The organism is Neobacillus sp. FSL H8-0543 (genome assembly GCF_038592905.1).
In the GTDB taxonomy this organism is placed as follows: Bacteria; Bacillota; Bacilli; order Bacillales; family Cytobacillaceae; genus Neobacillus.
Window position 1 is genome coordinate 1,728,127 of the sequence record NZ_CP151943.1, and the last position, 22,336, is coordinate 1,750,462.

At 41.3% G+C, this 22,336-nt stretch carries 23 protein-coding genes; 4 read left to right on the forward strand and 19 right to left on the reverse strand.

The features are described 5' to 3' along the window. Positions 1-5: 5 nt before the first annotated feature. The 5 genes from NSS81_RS08810 to NSS81_RS08830 all read right to left on the reverse strand — a co-directional run bounded on the left by NSS81_RS08810 (position 6) and on the right by NSS81_RS08830 (position 5,554). Entirely contained in the window at positions 6-176 is a 171-nt protein-coding gene (locus NSS81_RS08810) for a hypothetical protein (protein WP_342433125.1), read from the reverse strand. Then, on the reverse strand, positions 166-2,334 hold the full coding sequence (gnpA, locus tag NSS81_RS08815; protein WP_342433126.1) for a 1,3-beta-galactosyl-N-acetylhexosamine phosphorylase: 2,169 nt from the start codon (positions 2,332-2,334) through the stop codon (positions 166-168). The genes NSS81_RS08810 and gnpA overlap by 11 nt, the downstream gene beginning before the upstream one ends. A gap of 14 nt (positions 2,335-2,348) precedes the next feature. Continuing rightward, complete coding sequence (locus NSS81_RS08820; RefSeq protein WP_342433980.1) at positions 2,349-3,230, reverse strand: carbohydrate ABC transporter permease; 882 nt, start codon at positions 3,228-3,230, stop codon at positions 2,349-2,351. A 23-nt stretch (positions 3,231-3,253) separates the two neighbouring features. Continuing rightward, positions 3,254-4,144 carry a sugar ABC transporter permease gene (locus NSS81_RS08825; protein WP_342433127.1) on the reverse strand — a complete coding sequence of 297 codons (891 nt, stop codon included), beginning with the start codon at positions 4,142-4,144 and terminating at the stop codon, positions 3,254-3,256. Between the two features lie 66 nt (positions 4,145-4,210). Next, on the reverse strand, positions 4,211-5,554 hold the full coding sequence (locus NSS81_RS08830) for a carbohydrate ABC transporter substrate-binding protein (RefSeq protein WP_342433128.1): 1,344 nt from the start codon (positions 5,552-5,554) through the stop codon (positions 4,211-4,213). A 175-nt stretch (positions 5,555-5,729) separates the two neighbouring features. On the opposite strand from NSS81_RS08830, the gene NSS81_RS08835 reads away from it, so the two are divergent. After that, positions 5,730-6,590, forward strand: coding sequence for an AraC family transcriptional regulator (locus tag NSS81_RS08835; RefSeq protein WP_342433129.1), 861 nt, complete (start codon positions 5,730-5,732; stop codon positions 6,588-6,590). A 100-nt stretch (positions 6,591-6,690) separates the two neighbouring features. On the opposite strand, the gene galT is transcribed toward NSS81_RS08835, so the two are convergent. The 14 genes from galT to NSS81_RS08905 all read right to left on the reverse strand — a co-directional run bounded on the left by galT (position 6,691) and on the right by NSS81_RS08905 (position 18,903). Beyond that, positions 6,691-8,181, reverse strand: coding sequence for a UDP-glucose--hexose-1-phosphate uridylyltransferase (gene galT, locus NSS81_RS08840; RefSeq protein WP_342433130.1), 1,491 nt, complete (start codon positions 8,179-8,181; stop codon positions 6,691-6,693). A gap of 78 nt (positions 8,182-8,259) precedes the next feature. Continuing rightward, positions 8,260-9,249 (reverse strand): tagatose-bisphosphate aldolase, encoded by a 990-nt coding sequence (lacD, locus tag NSS81_RS08845; RefSeq protein WP_342433131.1) that lies wholly within the window; start codon positions 9,247-9,249, stop codon positions 8,260-8,262. Between the two features lie 15 nt (positions 9,250-9,264). Beyond that, on the reverse strand, positions 9,265-10,200 hold the full coding sequence (locus NSS81_RS08850) for a hexose kinase (protein ID WP_342433132.1): 936 nt from the start codon (positions 10,198-10,200) through the stop codon (positions 9,265-9,267). Next, the gene (locus tag NSS81_RS08855) at positions 10,197-10,358 is read right to left on the reverse strand and encodes a hypothetical protein (RefSeq protein ID WP_342433133.1); all 162 of its coding nucleotides are present in this window, start codon (positions 10,356-10,358) and stop codon (positions 10,197-10,199) included. Before NSS81_RS08855 ends, NSS81_RS08850 begins: the two co-directional genes overlap by 4 nt. A 40-nt stretch (positions 10,359-10,398) precedes the next feature. After that, complete coding sequence (locus tag NSS81_RS08860; protein ID WP_342433134.1) at positions 10,399-11,565, reverse strand: SIS domain-containing protein; 1,167 nt, start codon at positions 11,563-11,565, stop codon at positions 10,399-10,401. 107 nt (positions 11,566-11,672) lie between these two features. Next, a complete protein-coding gene (locus tag NSS81_RS08865) occupies positions 11,673-12,578 on the reverse strand; it encodes an ROK family protein (RefSeq protein ID WP_342433135.1) in 906 nt (301 codons plus the stop codon). Between the two features lie 149 nt (positions 12,579-12,727). Beyond that, a complete protein-coding gene (locus tag NSS81_RS08870; RefSeq protein WP_342433136.1) occupies positions 12,728-13,453 on the reverse strand; it encodes a GntR family transcriptional regulator in 726 nt (241 codons plus the stop codon). Positions 13,454-13,670: 217 nt separating this feature from the next. Beyond that, positions 13,671-14,183, reverse strand: a complete 513-nt coding sequence (locus tag NSS81_RS08875; protein WP_342433137.1) for a DoxX family membrane protein — start codon at positions 14,181-14,183, stop codon at positions 13,671-13,673. 216 nt (positions 14,184-14,399) lie between these two features. Continuing rightward, positions 14,400-15,800, reverse strand: a complete 1,401-nt coding sequence (locus NSS81_RS08880; protein ID WP_342433138.1) for a DUF4179 domain-containing protein — start codon at positions 15,798-15,800, stop codon at positions 14,400-14,402. After that, positions 15,778-16,317 carry a sigma-70 family RNA polymerase sigma factor gene (locus NSS81_RS08885; RefSeq protein ID WP_342433139.1) on the reverse strand — a complete coding sequence of 180 codons (540 nt, stop codon included), beginning with the start codon at positions 16,315-16,317 and terminating at the stop codon, positions 15,778-15,780. Before NSS81_RS08885 ends, NSS81_RS08880 begins: the two co-directional genes overlap by 23 nt. Before the next feature lie 92 nt (positions 16,318-16,409). Then, the gene (locus tag NSS81_RS08890) at positions 16,410-16,949 is read right to left on the reverse strand and encodes a GNAT family protein (protein WP_342433140.1); all 540 of its coding nucleotides are present in this window, start codon (positions 16,947-16,949) and stop codon (positions 16,410-16,412) included. A 55-nt stretch (positions 16,950-17,004) separates the two neighbouring features. Then, on the reverse strand, positions 17,005-17,424 hold the full coding sequence (locus tag NSS81_RS08895; protein ID WP_342433141.1) for a GNAT family N-acetyltransferase: 420 nt from the start codon (positions 17,422-17,424) through the stop codon (positions 17,005-17,007). Between the two features lie 253 nt (positions 17,425-17,677). Beyond that, positions 17,678-18,079, reverse strand: a complete 402-nt coding sequence (locus tag NSS81_RS08900; protein ID WP_342433142.1) for a cupredoxin domain-containing protein — start codon at positions 18,077-18,079, stop codon at positions 17,678-17,680. A gap of 314 nt (positions 18,080-18,393) precedes the next feature. After that, a complete protein-coding gene (locus NSS81_RS08905) occupies positions 18,394-18,903 on the reverse strand; it encodes a DoxX family membrane protein (protein ID WP_342433143.1) in 510 nt (169 codons plus the stop codon). 186 nt (positions 18,904-19,089) lie between these two features. Between NSS81_RS08905 and NSS81_RS08910 the strand changes: the two genes are divergently transcribed. The 3 genes from NSS81_RS08910 to ilvA all read left to right on the forward strand — a co-directional run bounded on the left by NSS81_RS08910 (position 19,090) and on the right by ilvA (position 22,322). Further along, positions 19,090-19,818: a TIGR02206 family membrane protein gene (locus tag NSS81_RS08910; RefSeq protein ID WP_342433144.1), complete on the forward strand. Its 729-nt coding sequence runs from the start codon at positions 19,090-19,092 to the stop codon at positions 19,816-19,818. 198 nt (positions 19,819-20,016) lie between these two features. Next, positions 20,017-21,000 carry a D-glycerate dehydrogenase gene (locus NSS81_RS08915; RefSeq protein ID WP_342433145.1) on the forward strand — a complete coding sequence of 328 codons (984 nt, stop codon included), beginning with the start codon at positions 20,017-20,019 and terminating at the stop codon, positions 20,998-21,000. 113 nt (positions 21,001-21,113) lie between these two features. Beyond that, positions 21,114-22,322 (forward strand): threonine ammonia-lyase, encoded by a 1,209-nt coding sequence (ilvA, locus tag NSS81_RS08920; protein WP_342433146.1) that lies wholly within the window; start codon positions 21,114-21,116, stop codon positions 22,320-22,322. The last annotated feature ends 14 nt before the right edge of the window (positions 22,323-22,336 follow it).

The window sequence follows — 22,336 nt, forward strand, 5'->3', positions numbered from 1 at the left end:
AGTTTTCAATTAAATTTACGATTATAATCGTACAGTAATCCAAGAAGTCCGGCTAATCCAAGCAGCATCAATCCTAAATTAAGTCTGCTAATCGTTTCCTTTGCGATAATAATGACCGCTAAACAAACAATGGCTAAGACAAGCTTTATGATAATGTTAAGAGCATTACGACTCATCGGAAATGGCCTCCCATCGAATTTCACTCGGTCCCAGTGTCACTTTCTTGCTGTTGCCGTTGCCGTCAAAGACGAGTGTCGTTTGCTCCTGCATCGAATTGTTCACAATCGCCATCTTCTCAATCGATGGATAGGCATGAACCTCACAATAAAGATTGCTCGCATGCCATTTATGAAACTCATTCTCTTTATTGGCGGCATAGAACATCGCACGCAACAACAGACGAGTGTTATCCTCACTGTAAGGAAGACCTGCTATATAGACGCCTCTACCTTTTCCATAATTATGACTAGATAAGTGGATTTCACCATTAGAGTAATCGATTATCTCCGTATTTTCCGTTAATGCGTAAATGTTTTTCATTCCTTCACCAAAATTAAATTTGGTCATGTCTTCAGAAATAAAATGCTTTTCAACAGGGGTTGTAAAATATTTGTCGGTTGATAAAGTAAATCCAAGTTCCTTGTCGACACCTAATACTTGGCCTAATTGGAAATAGCGTCCTTGATGGTGATGTGCTGATGGTTCTCCGATTCCGATAAAGCCTCCACCATTATGAACCCATGCCCTAATCTTGGTAATAAGGGCTTCATTCATCCAGTTCTCGCCGCCGGAAAAGGCTGTGCCCGCATCCCCGGCATTAATAATAACATCCACATCTTCCGGAACTCCGTGATTGATGACATCTTCGAAACTTATAAAGGAAACCTCTACGGCAGCCCCGCTCAAAGACTCCAACACTCCTAAATAGGAATATATTTGTTTATACCACAAGGCATGGGCGACCATATGGGTCTGCCAGGTTCTTAATTTTCCCCATGAATTTAAAATGGCAACCTTAAGCCCTGTATGGGGTTTAACCCCTTTAATTGTGTCATAAATCTCACGGAATTCATCGGTGACTTTTTCAATATAATCAACAAACTCTGGAAATTTATAAGCAAGGCTTAAATAACCGCCATAGCCAATCCGGTCGACGGGATTTCGCAATATCGCTCTTCTAGCAGTCAGCCAGTTTTCATTTGCTTCAATCACCGGATTATTTCCTTCATAGAACGTATCCGGGAAGAAATAAGGCAAGAACCGGCCTTCTGTGTACCTGACATGCGGGATATCGGCAATCATTCTTAATGTTGCTCCGCCGCCAACACTGCCAACAACCGCATCTAATCCAATTTCTCCGAAATATTTACCGTAAGGCTCGGTGCCAATCCAGTTATCACCAAGGAACATCATGGCTTCCTTGCCGCTCTCGTGGACAATATCAATAAGTTTCTTTGCCTCTTTAGCAACAAACCTTTGAACAAAATCCATATAATCAGAAAACGCCTTGCTTGGAACTCTGAATGATGTGTTGTAATAGCCTTGATCGACGATATCCTCTGGTCTTAAGCGATAGCCCTTCTCCTGTTCAAAGGCATCCAAAGCAGCAACTGATACACTCGCACCATAGCCGAACCAGTCAACAAATTTTTCTTTCCCAAGATTATTGAACACTAGGGTAAAATGATAGAAAAATGTCGTAAAGCGAACAACATCTGTATCTGGATTATCCTTCAGCCATTGTTTAAGCGTGCTGCTCATAAATTCATTGGAATAAGGCTGTCGCACATCAAACGGAATATCATGCGGTTTATCTCCCCAATTGTTGGTGATATGATTGTACATTTGAGTCGGATCCCAAATGGCATAAACTAAGAATGAAACAGTGTATTCATGCCATGGGATTGTATTTTTTATGATAACCGTATTCCGTTCCTCTTTCACATCCCATTCATGAATATCGACCACTTCACCCGTTGTACGATCGATTACCTCCCAATATTTTTTGGGATCGTGTTTATAATCAGGTTTTAGCTGTTGGTCAAAATACCCTGTCATAAAATCAATCTCAAGTGTATCGCCTTGAGCAATGTTGAATTGGCTCATCAAATAAAGCTGCTGGCATTCCTCCATATGCTTTTCAGCAAAATCATTATGTCCGCGGGCAACAAAGTAGGTGGTATATATTTTCGCATCCAATTGCTTAATCTGTTCATCCAGCTTTGTACCATCACTGTCACGAATTGCATCCGCACCCCAACGTTCCAGTAAGTCTTTGGTTTCTGCCAGAAAGTTCTGTTCACTAGGTAGTGTCACTCGTCCTGTCTTCTTCATGTAAATAAATCCTCCTAGTCTTTCAGTCCACCAAGGGTCATCCCTTGTGTAATTTTCTTTTGAACCAATATATATAAAATTAAGGTTGGCAGCATGACAAGTACCATACCCGCATACATCTGTCCGTAGTTTGCAGCAGATTTCTGAGCTGCCATTAAGTTCATTAATCCAACAGGCAATGTTTTATTTGGACCAGGAATTAATGTCAGAGCGATAATATACTCATTCCAAAATGCCAGGAAATTAAACAAGATAATCGTTATGATACTTGGACGGGCCATTGGAATCATTATTTTAATCATGGTTTTAAAATATCCGGCACCGTCTACCAGTGCAGCCTCTTCATAAGTTGACGGCAGCGATTGAAAGTAGCTCGATAATAGGTAAATGGTAAATGGCAGCGCAGTGGCCGCATAAACCACAGCCAATACGAATAAATTATCCAGTAAGAATCCATCTCCAAAGGCCGATATTAGAAAATTATCACCCTCTAATAACATAAGGAAAATGGGAACAACAATATAATTTACATTAATAAACAATCCTGCCTTGAAAAGAGTATTAATCAATTTACTGCCTCTAAAGGTATATCTTGCGAGGACATAGGCAGCCGGTAAAGCTACGACCAGCAAGATTAATAGGGCGAGGGCCGTAACCATGACAGAATTTAACATATACGTTCCCATATTTGCCTTCTCAAAGGCATCTATAAAGTTTTGAAAGTAAAATCCTTTCGGCATCGCCCAAGGGCTTCCGTAAAACTCCGAGTTCTGTTTAACGGATGCTAGGAAAACCCATGCAACAGGTATGATGATGGTTATCGCTAATGTGATTAGCGCAACGTAAACAAACAGTCGATATAGTTTTTCGGCACTCATGCCTTTTTCTTTTTTCATTTTCATTTCAGCTACGCTCCTCCTTAATACTCCAGCACTTCTCTTTTGGTGACAGCACTAATAATAGCCGATAATGCAAATGAGAATAAGAAGATTGCTACTCCAATCGCCATTCCATATCCGTAAGAAGAGTTGGTGTAAGCTTGCTTATACATATAGCTTAAGAACACCTCAGTTGCGCCATCAGGTCCGCCGCCAGTCATTGCCTGAACGAGGAGGAAGCTCAGGTTGATGGTACTAATAATGAAGAAGGTTAATGTTGTCCTTAAATTTTGCCAGATCAGCGGCAGCGTAATACTGAAAAATTGTGTGATTTTTCCTGCCCCTTCCAACGAAGAAGCTTCGTAAAAGCTTTCTGGGATACTGGCCATACTTGACATATACATAACCATGTAATAACCGATAGCCTGCCAAATAAGTGCCCCTCCGATACTGTAGATAGCAAGCTGCTGATTTCCAAGCCATAGTTGTTTAAGACCCTCCATTTTCAATAAACTAAATAAACTGTTTAATAAACCTGTATTAGGATCATATACAGCTGAAAAGATACCAGCGATAACAACAATGGATAAAATATTGGGAATATAGAAGATGACTCGAAAGAAGCTGTTGCCTTTCATTTTCTCTCTGGTTAATAATGTCGCAAATAATATAGCCATCACCATTGTGATAATAGTTACGATCACGATTAACAGAACGCTATTTTGGAGTGCCTGGATAAAGTTCATGTCGTCCCACAATTTCCTGAAGTTATCCAACCCTACAAAAGTTTTATTATTGGAAAACCCGCCCCATTTATATAGAGACATCCGAAAGACCTCGACGGTAGGGATGATCATAAATAGCGTTAACAAAATCAGTGCTGGGGCTGTACAAATAAATATAAAAATTCTTTTTGCTGTTGTTTTGCTCACTGCCTTCACCTCTATTAATAAATATAACGGTGAGTTTGACGCTCACCGTTATATCTTTTTAAAGTATTATTTTAGCGCTGCACGTAATTTATCGCTTGCAGCTTCCACGGCTTCTTGCCATTCTTTAACAGATTTATCTCCAGAAATAATACTGTCAATCGTTGCAAACAATTCATCAGCCATGCTTACGCCTTCAACTGCTTCTGTAGCAGCAAAGCCGCCCATACCAGCTTTTGCTCCGTTGTCATAGATGCTATAGAACAATTGGTTGTCACCAGTTAATTTTTCAGCCATTCCTTGAATTGGTTGTACAGCACCGGCCGCGGCAAAAATATCTGCAGCTTTATCGGAATATACGAACGTTAAGAAATCCTTGGCAGCATCTTTATTCTTTGCTTGAGATGGAATCCACATTTGTTCAAAGAAAGTAAATGCATAACGATCACCACCATCTTTGAATGCAGGTAAAGCGGTCATTCCCCATTTAAAGCCATCTGCTCGTGGTGCATCTGCCATCTCACCAACTACCCAAGTGCCATTTGGCATAAACAATGCTTTATTATCCAAAATCAATTGCTGATTCTTTTTGTAGTTTTGATCATTAGCGTTAGCAACAGTTGTTGGCTCGGTATATTTCGCCAGCTTTCCAACAATGTCAAAAACCTGATTCGCTTCTGGAGTATTCCAGATGCCATCGTTGTAAGTCATTGCTTTATTATAGAAGTCTGGTCCGCCAGATTCTAATAGTAGAGAATACATAAAGGCATCAAAGTATCCAGTGGTAGGGTAAGTGAACAGCGAGATTCCTTCTGCTTTCGCCTTGTCGCCTAGTGCCCACATTTCGTCCCAAGTCTTTGGTACTTCCCAGCCTTTTTCTGTGAATAGAGCCTCATTGTAGAATAATCCTGTTGGACTATAGAACATTGGAGCTAAATAAGTCTTTTTATCATCATATGGATTTGTAGCAAGCGTATCGGTAAAGCCAGGGATTAACTTATCCTTTACTGCCACATCTTCACCATATACCTTTTTATCTAATACATCAGTAATATCTTCTAGTGCTTTATCCTTAATTAACGTTTCAGTCAGCGCTAATTTTCTTCCGCTTGCCAATAACACGACATCCGGATATTTACCGGCTTTCATATTTGGGCTGATTGTTTCTTCTAAATTTTTATCAACAGTCAATTCAACCTTTACATTGGGGTTGGCATCCTCATATGCTTTGGCAATATCCGTCCACACATCTTTACCATATGCCGATTCCAATGCCGCTACCTGAAGCGTTGTTTTCTCACCAGAATTTGTACTATCTTTTGGTTTACTCTCGGTCTTTTCACCATTCGAACAAGCCATTAGACCAAACGAAAGCACCGCAGTCATTCCAGCCATCAAAAGCCTTTTACTCATAATTGACACCCCTACTCTATTTTTCTATTTTTCTTCTACACTTAAAGTATACGAAGATAAAAACACTCTCACAATAAACATCTTGTCCAATTTTTTATATATCTTGCTTTCTGTTGTTAAAATTGACTAAAAATACTATAATTAATGAAAGGGCTTTCTATAAGGAGTGAATTAGTTGTCTAATGATATTTATGAGATACCAATCCCTAATCGAGATCATCTTCCAGCCAAAATTCTTTATTTAACACAGTCAAGATATGACAAAGATTGGCACAGCACCAATCATACCCATCACTTCACCGAACTCATTTATATCACGAAAGGGAAAGGAACCTTTATCTATGATAAAAGAGAAGTAGCCATAAAAGAGTTTGATTTAATTATCATAAATCCAAATGTAGAACACACTGAAAAATCCACCAAAAGCGACCCTCTCGAGTATATAGCGATTGGAATCCAGGGACTAGCTTTTTCATCCCCCGATGATTCTAATTCTATGGTGACTTTTTACAACTTTAAACAAGAATATCAAACATATCTTTTTTACCTTGAACATCTGCTAATAGAAGTAAAAAAACAGCAGGAAGACTTTGAATATATTGCTCAGAATATTTTACAAATCTTACTGATGACAATGATGAGAAAAAAGTCACTCACCTTAGAAAAAACCTCCACTCAAAAGATTAACAAAGACATAGCCTTTATAAAAAACTACATTAAGCAGCATTTCCGTGAAGAAATCAATTTGGATATTTTGGCTGAAATCGGGCATATAAATAAGTATTATCTGGCACATTCATTTAAGAAGGCAGTGGGTGTCTCTCCGATTGAATATTTAATTCAAACGCGTATAAGAGAAAGTAAAATACTATTGGAGACAACTAACTACCCGATTTCTAATATATCAGCAAATACTGGTTTTTCTTCACAATCGTTCTTTTCGCAGTCATTCAAAAGGGTAACAAATCAATCTCCTTCGCAATATCGAAAATCAAAAGCAAAGAAAAGTCAGAAACCGAGAAAAAGAGTATTATAATTATAAAATTTAATAGACTTAAATGAAAAGGAGAAGCAAAAACTGCTTCTCTCCTTCTTTCGGACTATTAACCTTGCTACCAATTTTCTTCGGCGCATTATCACATTATTGACCGAATAAAGCGGTGAAATCCTTCTCTTCCGTGTTCATTTCGCTTAAATACTGCTGCATCTTCCAAGCATTTTAGAAACTTCTTTCCTACTTCTTCTCTAACAATGGTTTCGACATTTTCCTCTGAAATGATCGATTGGTAATGCCCCCTCATTTCCTCTGCCCAGGTGGCATGATATTCGTCTACGGAAGCCGATTGATCGCCAAGCAGATATTTCTCTACCTCCTTGAGCTCATCCTTCAGCCGAGCTGGAAGGACAGCAAGACCCATTACTTCTATCAGCCCGATGTTTTCCTTTTTAATATGATGAACATCAGCGTGCGGATGGAAAATTCCCAGCGGATGCTCGGCACTCGTCCGGTTGTTGCGAAGGACCAGATCCAGTTCGAAAAATTCACCCTTCTTTCGGGCAATCGGGGTGATTGTATTGTGACGAGTCTCACCGGTTTTCGCGATAATCTCCCGCGTTTCATCCGAATAACCCTGCCAATGGTTCTTAATATGGGTCGCCGCGTCAACCAGTGGACTAAACTGCAGCGAGCGCAGCCGAATAACGGACATCGGCCATCTTACAACAGAACAGTCGACATTCGGATTTTTAAACAAGGTAAAGTGGCATTCCGTTTCCGCCTTTGCCATCGCAAATTCGTAATGGCCACCCTGGTAATGTTCATGGGATAGTATGGACCCGCCAACAATCGGAAGATCGGCATTCGAGCCAAGAAAATAATGCGGAAACTGGGCAACAAAGAATAGTAAGCGCTGGAACGTTTGGGGACTGATATTCATATCCATATGCTTTTCGGAGAGCACAATACAATGCTCCGGATAGTACACATAGGGGGAATATTGCAGCATCCAGTTCTCTCCTAATAAATTTACCCGGATCATCCGGTGATTGGCGCGAGCAGGGTGACCGATTCTGCCCCCATAGCCCTCATTTTCGACACAAAGCAGACATTTGGGATAATCAGTACTGGGTGCTTCCCGTTCCCTCTCAATACTTCGCGGGTCTTTTTCTGGCTTTGACAGGTTTATTGTTATATCCAGTTCACCGTAATCGGTGCTTACCTTGTATTCAATATTCTTCTGTATTCGCTTCATCTGGATATAGTTACTCTGTTTGCTTAACTCGTAGAAATAATCCGTTGCGGCTTTCTGGCTGTTTTGATATTTTTTATAAAAAATCTGGTTCACAGTGGATGGACGCGCAACCAAACAGTTCATAATCTTACTGGCCAGTATTTCTTTTTCATCAAAAATATCCTCGATGATGCGGTGAGCAGCGGCATATTCAATCAGCTGTTCGAGCAGTACTGGGATGTCCTCTTGAGCAGCATCCGTTGCTACTAAAGGTTTAAACTCAGTAAGCCCCAGCAGTGTGAGTATTTGATTGCGGGCATAGATTTTATCTTGCTGATCAATTAACTGAACTGCTTGTGCTTGATCAACTAGTTGTTGAATCACATGGTACACCAATGTTTTTCACTCTCCTGACAAATAAATAAAACAGTTCCCCTGCTTCTCGCGAAGAAACAAGAGAACAATCATCTTTCATTACTTAGAGACCTTGTCATACCATGAGCTGGCTGTTTGCTTTAATACCTCATTCAATTCTAGAATATTTTTCTTACCAGTGTCTTGGAGCCAGTCCCGGCCAGCTTGTTCGCCGTTTTCGGCAAATGGAGCAACACCATTCTTCCAGGTAGCCCGGCCGCATAACACACCGTTAAAAGTGGATCCGGCTTCTTTGGCAAATTTCAGGGTTTCCTGGAACAATTCCGCACTAACACCGGCACTCAAGAAGATAAACGGCAGGTGGGTGGCTTCACTCTGTTCCTTGAATAATCTGGTGGCTTCATCCCTGCTATAGGCGGTTTCGCCCTGTGCATACCCTTCGACAAAATTCATGTCGACCGGAACTTCTACTTTCAGCACATCCACCTTGTATTGCGGTTTGGAGTATTCACGCATCGCCTCAATCACCTTATGCGGCTTTACTTTGGCATATTCAAGACTTTTCACATCATCATTTTTCGCATCGTACGTTACGATTTCGAGGAAAAACGGAATGTCCTCAGCGGCACATTCCGAGCCAATCCGCTCCATGTAAACATGCTTATAGTCATTAATCGCTGAATCTTCATCAATATCGTAGTATAGGAGGAACTTGACCGCATCGGCTCCCGCTTCCTTCAGGCGGCGAACCGACCATTCTGGCAGTAAATCAGGCAGGCGCCCGACAGCTGTGGCATCATAGCCCGTCTTTTCATAAGCAACCAGCAAACCGGCTTCCGGATGGCGAACCTTCGCTGCCGGCAGACCATATTCCGGATCCAGAAGGATTGATGTTGCATAAGGAGTCAGCTCTTGTGAAACCAATTCTTTAAAGCGGATAATACCCTCATCCCCAACGGAATTGGCGCTTCCTGCTGCAATCATTTTCTTCAAGGAACCACGCTGGTCAATTGCCAACGCCCCGATAATCCCATTTTCATCCGACAACCGCTTCATTGCGGCTAATTTATTTTCAGTCACTATTAACATCTTTATCCACCTCTATTAATCTAGTTTTGTCACCTGGACCAACTCAAAGAATTGGCCGAATTTTGTATAATCTATCATTCCTGTTCCTGCTTCCATCGTATTGAGCATTCCCGTTGTCATCGCGGTTTTCAGCACATCGACGATAGGCAGACGTTGGCTCAACGCCACAGCCAAACCAGCAACAGTGGCATCTCCGGATCCGACAGGGTTGACAACCTCAATCTTTGGGATGGTAGCACGGTAATAATCCTTGCCATGCTTTACAAATGCCCCGTCAGCTCCCAATGAGACCACAATCATCTCAATTCCTCGGAAGAGTTCATCCGCCAAAGCCTGCTTCAGACTGCATTCGTCGGGCTCCACTGCTTTCCCCAAAAGCTGGGACAGTTCAGTGAGATTCGGCTTGATTGTAAATGGCTTGACCCGACTCACAAGCACTTGGCGCAGCGACCCTCCAGAGGTGTCGACGATCACAGGAATTCCATTGTCCCGGCCGATTTCCACCAGCGCTTGATAATAGCCCGGCGCCAAACCTTGCGGTAAACTGCCGGAGATGGTCACAATTGAAACGGCAGAAAGTAATTCCTGGTATTTTTTTATAAAAGTGGCCCCATCCTCCGCAGTCAGCGTCGGGCCTGATTCCAAAATTTCCGTCTGCTTGCCGCCGTGGAGTATCGCGATACAGTTGCGTGATTCTTGGTCAATTTTCAAAAAATCATTGGCGATTGTGGTTTTCGTCAGCTCCTGGATGATAAAGTCGCCAATCGTCCCGCCGAGCACACCTGTAGCGAGGACTTCCTGTTCCATTTGCCGGATGACTCGGGCCACATTTAGACCCTTCCCGCCGGCCGTTTTACGTACCTGACCCACCCGATTGACATCATCCAGCTTAAAATCTGGAATCGGATAGGAAATGTCTACGGATGGATTCATCGTGACAGCTAAAATCATCGTTCTCCCTCTTTCTCCGCTTCGTAACCGCAAACACCATCAAGGTACGCGGCAGTTAATTTGCAATCCGGCGTGAGCACGATAAAATCAGCATCATAGCCGGGGGCAGCGACTTGCTCCTTGAGAAAAAACTTATCTGTGTAAACAAACTGTTTCATACCTGCACCTCTGTTTAGGACAGGGAAAAGGCCCTGTGATTTACTTATACTCGTGAATAATAACCCCTTTTACAACCCGGTTGACCGTTCCTGTTGGTGATGGGGTATCTGGTGTATTTTCCGCTTTAATCGCAGCAAGCAGAGCAATCGTTTGGCCAACCATGACAAATGGCAGTGACAGGTAGGCATCTGGAACCGTGCTACTGCCGCTATCAAATGTGAAGGACTCGCCATCATAATTAACGTCACCATCAGCAGCGATAGCATAAATCGATTGGGCAATTTGGTCATGCTTTAATTCATTTAACATATCCAGATCGTACTGACGGGTATATGGCTGATTAGAGACAAACACAAACACGGCTGCTTTCTCGTTAACAAACGACTTCGGACCATGGCGGAAACCAAGCGACGAGTCGAATGAAGTAGCAATTTTTCCCGCTGTTAATTCCAAAATCTTCAATTGTGATTCTCGGGCCAGACCTTCAAAGCCTCCGGAACCCAGATAAATAATCCGGTTAAAATCAGCATTTACCACGCGTTGAATTTCAGCTTCTCTGCTAACGACACTCTCGCCCATGCCGCGGATTGCTCCAACAACGGACTGTTTTTCTTCTATTGAAAGTGAATCAAAAATGAGAAGTGCCGTTAAAGTCATACATGTGTAACTTCCAGTCATTGCAAAGCCCTGGTCATTTGATTTTTCAGGCATCAGCAATAACAAGTTGCGATCATCGCCTTTCGCCCGCTGTGCCAGCTTGCCTTCCTTTGAACAAGTAATCGTAATCTGATATAGGCTTGTGACCAGCTGTTCCGCGAGTTCTACCGTCGCTACGCTTTCCGGACTGTTGCCGCTTCTTGCGAACGAAACGAGCAGGGTCGGAATCTCAGCTTTCAGGAATTGGTACGGGTTTGAGACAATCGAAGTTGTTGGGACACTTTGGATATCCCACTGCATTTCATCGATTTTTCCCTTTAAGTACGGGGTAACCGTGTCTCCGACATATGCTGATGTACCAGCACCTGTAAAAATGACCCTGACACGGTCATGCTTTTTAGTGATTGATTGTAAAAATGCCTCAATCTTCTCACGTTTCTCGGCATATAATGCAAAAGTTTCAGCCCATAATTCCGGCTGCTGCTTGATTTCTGCAGTGGTAATAGCTGCACCTAAGGGCTGTAATTGTTCCTGACTTAATGTGAACATATTTAGATGACACTCCTTTTGATAGTTTCAGACTCTAACCAGGGGGGGATTTTTGTAAAACCTAATAGCTGAATTGCGATTTACAAAGTTTTATTTGCGAATCCATTTTATACTGCTTCAAATACCCGCAGTCCTGCGCCGACGACGCCGTTGTCCTGCTTTAATGTGCTAATCGACATATGATCTAAAAGATGCTGTTGTTCCAGGATTTGATAGTTTTTTAGTTTCTCCTTTACAATTTCCAACAGACCAGGATTATTGGTGATGACACTGCCGCCGAAGACAAGCTTATGTGGGTCCACTAAGCAGGAAATTGCATATAGCCCTTGGGCCCAGTTGTCTGTTACCTCATCGATAATCGGCTGATACTCCTCAATCCCAGCGAAGTATCGGTTGAAAACATCCTTGGTCGACAGAGTCGCCACCTGCAATGTTTCTGCAGCCAGCTTTTCGATTGCTGGTCCTGCTGCTGCTTTTTCCAGACGCTCAAGATTCTGACCGGCAGCCTTTGAAAGAATCGGAAACAACCCTAGCTCTCCGGCAAATCCCGCTCCTCTAAAAAACGAACCATTATGAATGATCGAGCAGGAGATACCCGTACTGATTGTCATGTAGACAAACGTTTCCTCACTGCTTCCCCCAGCTGATTTCCACTCAGCAAACGCCGCAGTATACACATCGTTGTCGAGCGTAATTCGCTCAAGCCCGAATTGCTCCTGCAAACGCTCTTTGACAGGAAACCCGGCCCATGGAAGATTATTTTGAAAAACAGCAATCCCGTTCTCACGGTCTACCTTGCCTGGTACGCCTGCACCGATTCCCTCCATGTCCATTATCGAATAAGTAGAATCTGCAAATAGCTGCTGCACTGCTTCTACTACACTGGCAAACATCTTTTCTCTATCTGAAGGATCGCTTTTGACTTCTGATCGTTTTAGCAGTTTACCAGTTTCGGAAATAATACCGGCTGCAACCTTGGTTCCACCGATATCAATACCAATTGCTTTTTTCATCTACATTCACCTCTACTGTAGGATATGAGCTTCCAGTTTCCTCTGTATTTATAATCGATTTGCATCATTTCATTAAGTTTTTCTTTTAGTTATTACGACATAACTATGTAGGGATGTCACTACCAGTTAATTCGTTAAAAACGCCCGAATTAATTTTCCAGGCGTACGTGATATTTAAATTTATCGCCTCGTGCGATGGTATTCGTGTACTCAATCAGTCGGTCTTCCCCGTGGGTAAATCGTTCTATCCGCAATGATGGGATGGATGGAGACATTTGCAATAGCTCCATTTCCTTCACCCCTGTCATGACCGGCATAAATAACTCTTCTGCCATGACAATCGTTGTTTGAAATCGATTTTTAAAAATATCGTACAAAGCAGTTGATTCGAGATCCTCTTTCGTCATACCGGGGAATAAATCGTATGGTACAAAAGAAGTTTCAAACATCATCGGAATATTGTCCGCCAATCTCAGTCTTGAAAATTGATACACTCTGCTGCCAGCAGGAAGGGAAAGCTTCTCAGCGATTTTTCTGTCAGCCTCAATGATGTCAAAAGAAAATACTTTAGAAACTGGTACTTTACCCAGTTTTTTCATTTCTTCTGTAAAGGAATAGAACTTTATCAGATTCTGTTCGACTCTCTTAGGCGCAACAAACGTACCTTTTCCGTGCACCTTATAAATAAAACCATCTCGTTCCAGTTCATTTATGGCCTGGCGAACGGTTGTCCGTGATACATCATAGTGTTCACAAATTTCACGTTCAGATGGCAATTGCCCATTTTCTCCAAGTTCATTTTCCATTCTATCAATCAATATATCCATTAACTGGAGATAAAGTGGAATTCGACTATTTTTATCAATTAATTTCATACCTAGTCTCCCTTAAGCTCACCTGGTAGTGTGGTCATTACCAGTTTACCCCTTCTTCATTTCCCTGTAAAGATAAACAGCTAAATTTCTTATCGCGAGTGTCCGCCTGAGGTGGACAGTGTCCACGAGTGGTGCCTGTCACCGCAAAATGTCACCGCAACACAACAAAAAAGGCGATTCGAGGGGGGTTCGAATCGCCTTTGGGAACAGTTGCTTGTTAGGCAGCCGCTTTATTTTTATTTGTGTAGGTTTTAGCTGTTTTGCGGATGAATGGAACCACCCAGCGGTCTAAACCAATGCGTCCTGCGTTGTAGCCTGCAGTTAAGATGATGAAGCCTAAGAAGATGTCGGTTGGGTTATGTGATACTGTTCCTGCTAAGAAGAAGCTGAAGTTCATCACAAGTCCGAAGAACATCGCTGTTGTTGTTAAGCAACCAAGAAGTAATCCTAAGCCAATTAGTGTTTCGCCCCAAGGAACGATGAAGTTGAAGACATCAATGTTCGGTAACGCAAAGCTTTCTAGGAAGTTGACGTACCAGCCGTAAACCATATTGCCGTCTGGGCCTTTTACAGGGTTTGCAATAGCATTTCCTAAGTAACCTGAAGCATCAAATCCACCACCTGTTAATTTTCCTAAACCAGCTGTGAACCATGCATATCCAAGGTATAAACGAATAACAGTTAAAATAGCAGCAGAGATTTTATTTTCTCTTAAAAAATTGATAAACATAAGTCATTCCGCCTTTCAAAATTAAGTTGTTCTTTATACTTACACTATATTAGATTTCGAGCGTTAATAACATAGAGATAGTGTTAAGTTCACAGTTTGTTAGAAATGTTTTGACTAAAGTTTGAACAGCGTGAAAAATGCCTCTCTTCGCCTGTAGCACCAACAAAAATAGGTGTCAGGGCAAATCACCCCCAACACCTATTAATTCCGTATGACTTATTTCAAGTCTACTTTAATCGGCTCCATTTTTATCGGACTATTGGCACTTAATGTACCAAATGGAACCGTTAATGAATAATCTCTCACATCAAATTCCTCAACTATAGTAAAAGTCGATAGATAACGGATCTGACCCTCTCCTAAAACTTCTACGCTAGTACTCCGCACTCTGTCGTCAAGCATGTTCTCCATTTGCAGTTTTCCTTGAGCATCTCTCTGGATATCTTCAGTCTTTATCAGCATAATAAACTCCACGAAATTCTCAATGATATCCGCTCGAATGACATCCGTATTAACATTTTGTACAACATAATCAAGGATCAATTTGTTTCCCTTTTGTTTTACACTGTTAACCTTAATCGAATAATCAAATCGATTACTTTCCACGATGAACGGAGTGGTTTGGTCGAGAACAGCTACTGTATCTTCTTCATACCTTATGATTTCAGGTTGGAGGGTTAGATACTTTGCCTGGTCATTAATCTTGCTGTCAAATAGTTCACGTATTTTTTTTTCAACAAATCCACTTTTCTCCTTAGCTGCTAACACTTCCGGATGGTTTTTAGATAACCGATTTTCATCATTATCAAAAACGGATATTCTAATTTCGTCTTCAGCGCCATCTAATGGGAAGGTTGTTTGATAATTTAAAAATGTCGTAGCTTTCCCTTTAACAACCGACTCCATCACAAGAGAATAGTCCCCAAGTTTCCCTGCAGCATCCGTTACAATCGTTTCTGAAGGAATTTGCTCAACAGGAACATCGAATTTCCAAATCCCTTTGGTGCCTGTCACCGAGGTGAAGGTTAACGGCAGAGTATAGTCTTTAGGTAAATTGGCGGATGGATGATAAAATTCCATTGCAGCAGCATATCCATCTTCCGTTTCCGTTAATTGTGTCATCGAACCTGCCCACTGATTTTTTTCCTTACCATCAAACAAGTGAAAATTATATCCCGTTTCAGGTCCCTTATCTCCAATCGCGTCCAATGATACCCTTTCACCTTTCGCTGTAAAAGTAATGCCGATCACGTTTCCATCATAGTAAGCACTTGTTACCGTAATATCAACGCCATTACTCGTTGCTTGCTGATTCAGTTGCGTAATCAAATCACTTTCTAATAATTCATAGCCGATTTGCAGCCCGAATTTTTCGTATAGGCTGCCAACTAACGGTACCGCAGCTAAAACATTGGAAACGGGTGCAAAAATTAAACCTGAGGCTAAAAAAGCGGAAGCTGCAACCGTTGAAACCAATCCAACCTTTTTTAAAGTTAATTTCCTCCTTGGTTTCTTCGCATTTCTCCCTTTTGCTATTCCACCTTTAATCGCAGCAAATACTTCATCCCTCGGGAAGTCTATTTCACTCATTTTTTTATGTAATTGCTCTTTGTTCAAAATGACTCACTCCTTCCAAAAAACTCCTTAATTCCATTTTTGCACGCCTTAGGTAGGTTTTTACTGTATTTTCGGGAACCCCCATCGTTTCAGCAATCCCTCGAATCGGGAGGTCATGATAATAAAATAATAGAATTACCGTTTGATAGTTTTGGTTTAACCTAGAGATGGCATGAAGTATATCGAGGTTTCCTTCAACATTTGGCCTACTTTCAGCCACAATACTATTCAAAAGCCGTTCATCCAAAACGATCCTCTTCTTTTTCCTAAGGAAGTCATAGGCCGTACGAATGAGTATTTTCGTTAGCCACGTGGTAAAGTATTCAGGCTGTTTTACTTTATCGATAGAAATAAACGCCTTATAAATCGTTTCTTGGAGCACATCCAATGCATCGTCTTTATTTCGAACATAAACAAAAGCCGTTTTATACAACTTCTCGCTTTCATTTTTTACAAGCGTTTCAAAAGCCTCTTCGTCTCCTTTGATTGCTTTTTTTACAAGGTCGATATTCTGCAAGTGATAACCTCCTTTCAACAGTTAGTGTCTTGATGCAGTTAAAAAGTTTCAAAAAAATAGAATAAAGCTAGAGGTAATCCCTCTAGCAAGTCTTATCGGTAATCATTTTTTAACAAACTAAACGTAATTAGGTCCTCGTAATGATCATATAACCATTGACCATCGCGGGTAATACCTTCTTGGACAAATCCTAATTTTGTTGGGATGGCGATGCTTTTTAGATTTGTTGCCGCACACTGAATTTCAATTCTATTTAAATCCATTTCTTTAAAAAGATAGTTTACTAAGGAACGGACACACTTCGTAATAATACCATTTCCCTGGGCTTCCTCGGACAAAAAATATCCGATACTGGTGGACTTGTTCTTCCAATCAATATAATGTAGACCAATCATTCCAACCAATTGCCCATTATACCTTATCCCCGCATCAAACCCGTTATTGTTTGCATAATTGGTAATCCAAATTGGGATAATCGGCACAAAATCCGCAGCGGATTTTCTTTTATCAACCCAAAGCAGCCATTTACGTAAGTGTTCTCGGTTGGAATCAATTAAGTGGAAAAGTTCCTCTTTATGATGCTGCTGCAATAACTCGATCTCAATTTGTTCATCTACTTTATATGAAAACACCGATAACCCTCCCCCCAAGCTCAATGATTTGTCTCATTTTAAAACTCCCTTCCTATTATTCTCCGATTGTCTTCCTAAACCCGTAAAAGGGTCGATAACCCTGATCTTCATAGAAGGTATGAGAGGTACTGGAAGCAAGCATCTCAATTCTAGTCTTTGGGTAAAGCTGATGAACATATTGAAGTAGCTCTTTCCCTACGCCTAATCCACGATATTCTTTGCCAATCAATAATTCACAAATATATAGAGTAATTCGGGTATCCGTTAACCCTCGAACATAGCCAACCACGCCGTCTCCTTCCGCTTCGACAACATAGGAAACAGTTGAATTTTTCCAAGCTTCCTTCGTGTTGTCGTTCTCTATCACTAAGTTCGTCCAACCTTCTTCAGTATTTAATTCCTGTATTTGCTGGAAATCACTCTCCTGATACGGACGAATCACAGCTGTTTTGTTGTTATGAAAAACGAGTTTCATTCGACCAGCCCTCCAGTTTTAACAGACCTTTTTGTAAACACATTTGATTTTCTTATATTCTACACATTCGATAAGATAACCTTTTATTAAATATATTTGGAGAGACATTTTGATGGTGACATTGATGGTGTAAAAGAAATGCGGTGCCTGTCACCGCTCGTGGACAAATCAGCCTATTTGTCCGTCTCCAGTGGACAGTTGAGGCAAAAAAAAAGAAAAGTCCGAGGACTTTCCTTTTTTAGGTATCTAATTTTTATTGTACTACTAATGTTGAAACCATCTCGCCGTGTCCGGTGCCACAGAATACATTACAAATGATTTTGTATTCACCTGGTTCTTCCGGTGTGAACGTAACTGAACCATTTGCTTCTTTAATAGAAACATTAAGTCCCTGAATATCGATACCATGGTTACCTTGCTTTGAAGTCAGCTTTACAGTTACCTCTTCACCAGCTTTTACAACATATTCCTTCTTGTCAAATTCGAAGTCTGTTGCTATTATCTCAACACCTGAACCATCAGTGCTAGCAGCAGTTTCACTTGAAGTCTCTGTACTGCTTGTCTCTGTTGCTGTATCTTTTTCAGTGTCACTTGTCTTATCACTGCTACAAGCACTGACGACCAAAAGAACACTCAATAATAAACCTATTAACATTAATTTCTTCTTAAACATACTAATCTCTCCTTATAATAAATAGTAATAATATGTAACACATCTGCTTTAGCCTTCAGGAAACAACCCCTCTAACCTCCGCATCTATATATTCGCAAAATCCAAAACAAAAAACCTTGATATAAATCAAGGTTATGAAAGTTTAATATCAATTTGGTGCCTGTCACCAACGGTGACAGGCACCACTCGTGGACAAATCGTCCATTTGTCCGTCCCAGGTGGACAGTTGCAGTTAACGGACGCAAAAAAGACGATTCGCAAGGAGGGGGACGAATCGTCTTTGGGAAAGTCGCTTGTTAGGCGGCTGCTTTATTTTTATTTGTGTAGGTTTTAGCTGCTTTGCGGATGAATGGAACCACCCAGCGGTCTAAACCGATTCTGCCTGCGTTGTAGCCTGCAGTTAAGATGATGAAGCCTAAGAAGATGTCGGTTGGGTTATGAGATACCGTTCCTGCTAAGAAGAAGCTGAAGTTCATCACTAGTCCAAAGAACATTGCTGTTGTTGTTAAACATCCAAGAAGTAATCCTAAACCGATTAGTGTTTCGCCCCAAGGTACGATGAAGTTGAAGACATCAATGTTTGGTAACGCAAAGCTTTCTAAGAAGTTGACGTACCAGCCGTAAACCATATCGCCTTCCGGTCCTTTTACTGGATTTGCAATTGCATTTCCTAAGTAACCAGATGCATCGAATCCGCCTGTGAGTTTATGAAAACCAGCTGTGAACCACGCGTAGCCAAGGTATAAACGAATAACAGTTAAAATAGCAGCAGAGATCTTATTTTCTCTTAAAAATCTAATAAACATAAGTCATTCCGCCTTTCAAAATTTGTTTGTTCTTTATACTCATACTATATAAGATTCGTAGCGTTAATAACATAGGTATAGTGTTAAGTTCACAGTTTGTTAGAAATGTTTTGACGGAATGTTGAACAGGTATTACATGCTTATTTTTGCTTAAAAAATGGTAAAATAATAGTAGGGGTGCCAATAATGGCATGGTTTGGACGCAGTTATAACCATTTTAAATTTGAAGTGTATTCTGTCAGTCATATCTTAATCCTGATCATCTTTATTTTTGTAACAATCGGGATTTTCCTAAGCAGAGGTAAATTTCACGGCCCCAAATGGAGACGGATGGAAATTGGAATTGCCCTTTCTTTGCTCCTGATTGAAGCGACCTATCATGTATGGTTATTTGTGAATGCAAACTGGAAGGTAAGTCATGCTATTCCATTAGAATTGTGCAGCATCAGCCTTATATTAAGTGTGATCCTGCTATTAACGGGGAAAACAGTTTTCCTTGAAATACTGCTGTTTACGGCATTATTAGGTTCAACACAAGCAATACTTTTTCCCTCTTTACACTATGGATTCCCTCATTTCAGGTTTTTCCACTTTTTCTACACACATATGATGGTGGTATGGGTAGCTTTATATTCTATGTATTCAAAGGAATTCCGGCTGACATTCATGTCTGTTATAAAATTATGGGTTTTTCTAAATATACTGATGCCGATTATTTTATATATTAACAAGCTGACCAACGGTAACTATTTGTACCTAAGTCATAAACCTTCCCATATGAGTTTATTGGATCTTCTTGGTCCCTATCCTTGGTACATTTTATCAATGGAAGCTTTAGTAATCATTCTAAGCCTTATACTATGGTTGATTTTTCGAAAAAAAGGAAAAGAGAACCAAAGTAGTAGATACTATTAATAGATGAGTGGGTTCGCGATACCGTGCTCCTTCTATACGATGCGCTCGAAAAGACCCGACCTTTGCCCGAGCAGAATTACATACATTCTCGGATAATTCTTAATGTGTTGACAGCCTTTCAAGGTGTTAGTACGCTTTAACTAGCATTTTTTTCGAAAATATTGAAAAATCAAATCCTATCATAAAAGGTGTGTTGACATGAGATACAAAGTTTTTGTTACACGATCCATTCCTGAAAGCGCACGAAAAAAGCTCGAAGCCCTGTACGCTGTCGAGATGTGGGACAGCGAAAATACTCCTGTACCAAGGGGAATACTAGAGACAAAGATAGAAGAAATAGATGGATTGTACTGTTTACTCACGGAGACTATTGATGAAGAACTGCTTTCCCGTTCGAAAAATCTAAAAGTAGTCAGCAACATGGCGGTAGGATACAACAACATCGACATTACCGCAGCCTCAAAACGGAGAATCAGCGTCACAAATACGCCAGGGGTTTTGACAGAAACCACCGCAGACCTGACCTTTTCTCTTCTCATGGCGACAGCAAGAAGAATCGTCGAAGCATCTGATTATTTGCGAGAGGGACAGTGGCAAACATGGTCGCCAATGCAGTTGACCGGACAGGATATTTTCGGTGCCACTATAGGAATTATCGGAATGGGCAGGATTGGTGAAGCAGTGGCAAAGCGCGCCAAAGGCTTCGATATGAGGGTGCTCTATCACAACCGCAGCCGAAAACCAGAGGTTGAAAATCACCTAGGAATCGAATACGCTGACCTGCAATCACTGCTAAAGGAGGCAGACTACGTTTGTGTAATGACGCCGCTAACCCCTGAAACAAAGGGGTTAATCGGAAAAGATGAGCTTTCACTTATGAAAAATTCAGCCATACTCATTAATACCGCTCGCGGTGGGATTGTTGATGAAAATGCCCTCTATGAAGCACTTGTCGACGGCACGATTTGGGCAGCAGGGCTGGATGTCTTTGATCAAGAACCAGTGGATCTCAACCACCCATTACTAACACTCCCAAATGTGACCACTCTGCCTCACATCGGCAGTGCTAGTATTAAAACAAGAACAACAATGGCAGAACTGGCAGCAGAAAACTTAATTGAAGTACTTGAAGGTCGGACTTGTAAAAATGTAATAAATAGTGAACCGCAAAGAAGAGTGTAAAACTCTTCTTTTTTTTTACTTAGTCATGTTTCATAATAATCTTCCAATTATTTGGCATGTTTATACTTCTATCCGTGCATCCTAAAAAAGGAGTGCACTACAGGAGGGATAATATGAACATAGATGATATCATCATCGCGCGGGAAAAGATGAAGGGAATTGTACACACCACTCCTCTGGATTATTCCAAAACCTTTAGCAAACTTGCACATAATGAAGTGTATTTAAAACTTGAAAACCTCCAAAAGACTGGATCCTTTAAAGTTCGCGGGTCTTACAATAAACTAATCTCTCTATCAGCGGAGGAGTGTAAAAGTGGCGTCGTCGCTGCCTCTGCTGGAAACCATGCCCAAGGCGTGGCCTATTCAAGTCAGATGCTCGGCGTTTCCGGTACGATCGTGATGCCGAAAACGGCACCGCTTAGTAAGGTGCTGGCAACGAAACAATATGGCGGTCAAGTCATACTGGAGGGCGCGGTTTTTGATGAAGCCCTTGCCTATGCATTAGAGTTGAAGGATCAAATGAACGCTACCTTTATCCATGCCTTTGATGATGAGGCGGTGATCGCCGGACAAGGAACCGTCGGTTTAGAAATACTTGATCAACTGCCCGATGTCGAGGCCATCTTCTGTCCTATCGGAGGCGGCGGGCTCATTGCTGGAGTTGCCATGGCGGTGAAAGAGAAGAATCCACAAATTAAGGTCTATGGTGTACAAACCCTAGCCTGCCCGAGCATGAAACAGTCCTTACTAGAAAATAAACCCGTCATGGTTGACGCAGTGCCGACAATGGCAGATGGAATTGCTGTTAAAAAACCGGGCCAAATACCGTTTGAGCTGGTTCAAAAATATGTCGATGATATTTTTTGTGTCGATGAAATGGAAATAGCGCGGACGATGCTCATGCTTTTAGAAAGAAATAAGCTATTAGTCGAGGGCTCGGGTGCTGTTTCCCTCTCTTCCCTGCTTTATGAAAAAATTAAGGTGAAAGAGAAAAAGGTTGCCGCCGTTTTGAGCGGCGGAAATGTGGATATGAACTTTATTTCAAGTATTATTAATCGCGGCATGGTTGAGTCCGGAAGATATGTTACCTTTACCATTACCATTAAAGATAAACCAGGTGAACTGCAAAAAGTGTTAAGTGCATTAGCCGAATTAGATGCCAACATTCAAACCGTTAACCACCAGCGGATGGGTAAGGATATCTATCCTGGGTATACCCAACTGGAAATCTCCGTTGAAACAAAGAATCACGACCATATTCAGCAGCTCTATCAGGCACTAACAAAGAAAAACTATAATGTTGAAATGTCGCATTTCTAGCAGGTGATCCCAGG

What these genes read in the sequence shown, in the direction of transcription:
- ilvA (WP_342433146.1), top strand. Translation starts at nt 21,114, where the DNA reads ATGAACATAGATGATATCATCATCGCGCGGGAAAAGATGAAGGGAATT.
- NSS81_RS08910 (WP_342433144.1), top strand. Translation starts at nt 19,090, where the DNA reads ATGGCATGGTTTGGACGCAGTTATAACCATTTTAAATTTGAAGTGTAT.
- NSS81_RS08875 (WP_342433137.1), bottom strand. Translation starts at nt 14,183, where the DNA reads ATGTTTATCAATTTTTTAAGAGAAAATAAAATCTCTGCTGCTATTTTA.
- NSS81_RS08865 (WP_342433135.1), bottom strand. Translation starts at nt 12,578, where the DNA reads ATGAAAAAAGCAATTGGTATTGATATCGGTGGAACCAAGGTTGCAGCC.
- NSS81_RS08830 (WP_342433128.1), bottom strand. Translation starts at nt 5,554, where the DNA reads ATGAGTAAAAGGCTTTTGATGGCTGGAATGACTGCGGTGCTTTCGTTT.
- NSS81_RS08810 (WP_342433125.1), bottom strand. Translation starts at nt 176, where the DNA reads ATGAGTCGTAATGCTCTTAACATTATCATAAAGCTTGTCTTAGCCATT.
- NSS81_RS08855 (WP_342433133.1), bottom strand. Translation starts at nt 10,358, where the DNA reads ATGAAACAGTTTGTTTACACAGATAAGTTTTTTCTCAAGGAGCAAGTC.
- NSS81_RS08900 (WP_342433142.1), bottom strand. Translation starts at nt 18,079, where the DNA reads ATGTTAATAGGTTTATTATTGAGTGTTCTTTTGGTCGTCAGTGCTTGT.
- NSS81_RS08870 (WP_342433136.1), bottom strand. Translation starts at nt 13,453, where the DNA reads ATGAAATTAATTGATAAAAATAGTCGAATTCCACTTTATCTCCAGTTA.
- lacD (WP_342433131.1), bottom strand. Translation starts at nt 9,249, where the DNA reads ATGTTAATAGTGACTGAAAATAAATTAGCCGCAATGAAGCGGTTGTCG.
- NSS81_RS08895 (WP_342433141.1), bottom strand. Translation starts at nt 17,424, where the DNA reads ATGAAACTCGTTTTTCATAACAACAAAACAGCTGTGATTCGTCCGTAT.
- NSS81_RS08860 (WP_342433134.1), bottom strand. Translation starts at nt 11,565, where the DNA reads ATGTTCACATTAAGTCAGGAACAATTACAGCCCTTAGGTGCAGCTATT.
- NSS81_RS08850 (WP_342433132.1), bottom strand. Translation starts at nt 10,200, where the DNA reads ATGATTTTAGCTGTCACGATGAATCCATCCGTAGACATTTCCTATCCG.
- NSS81_RS08905 (WP_342433143.1), bottom strand. Translation starts at nt 18,903, where the DNA reads ATGTTTATTAGATTTTTAAGAGAAAATAAGATCTCTGCTGCTATTTTA.
- NSS81_RS08820 (WP_342433980.1), bottom strand. Translation starts at nt 3,230, where the DNA reads ATGAAAAAAGAAAAAGGCATGAGTGCCGAAAAACTATATCGACTGTTT.
- gnpA (WP_342433126.1), bottom strand. Translation starts at nt 2,334, where the DNA reads ATGAAGAAGACAGGACGAGTGACACTACCTAGTGAACAGAACTTTCTG.
- NSS81_RS08915 (WP_342433145.1), top strand. Translation starts at nt 20,017, where the DNA reads ATGAGATACAAAGTTTTTGTTACACGATCCATTCCTGAAAGCGCACGA.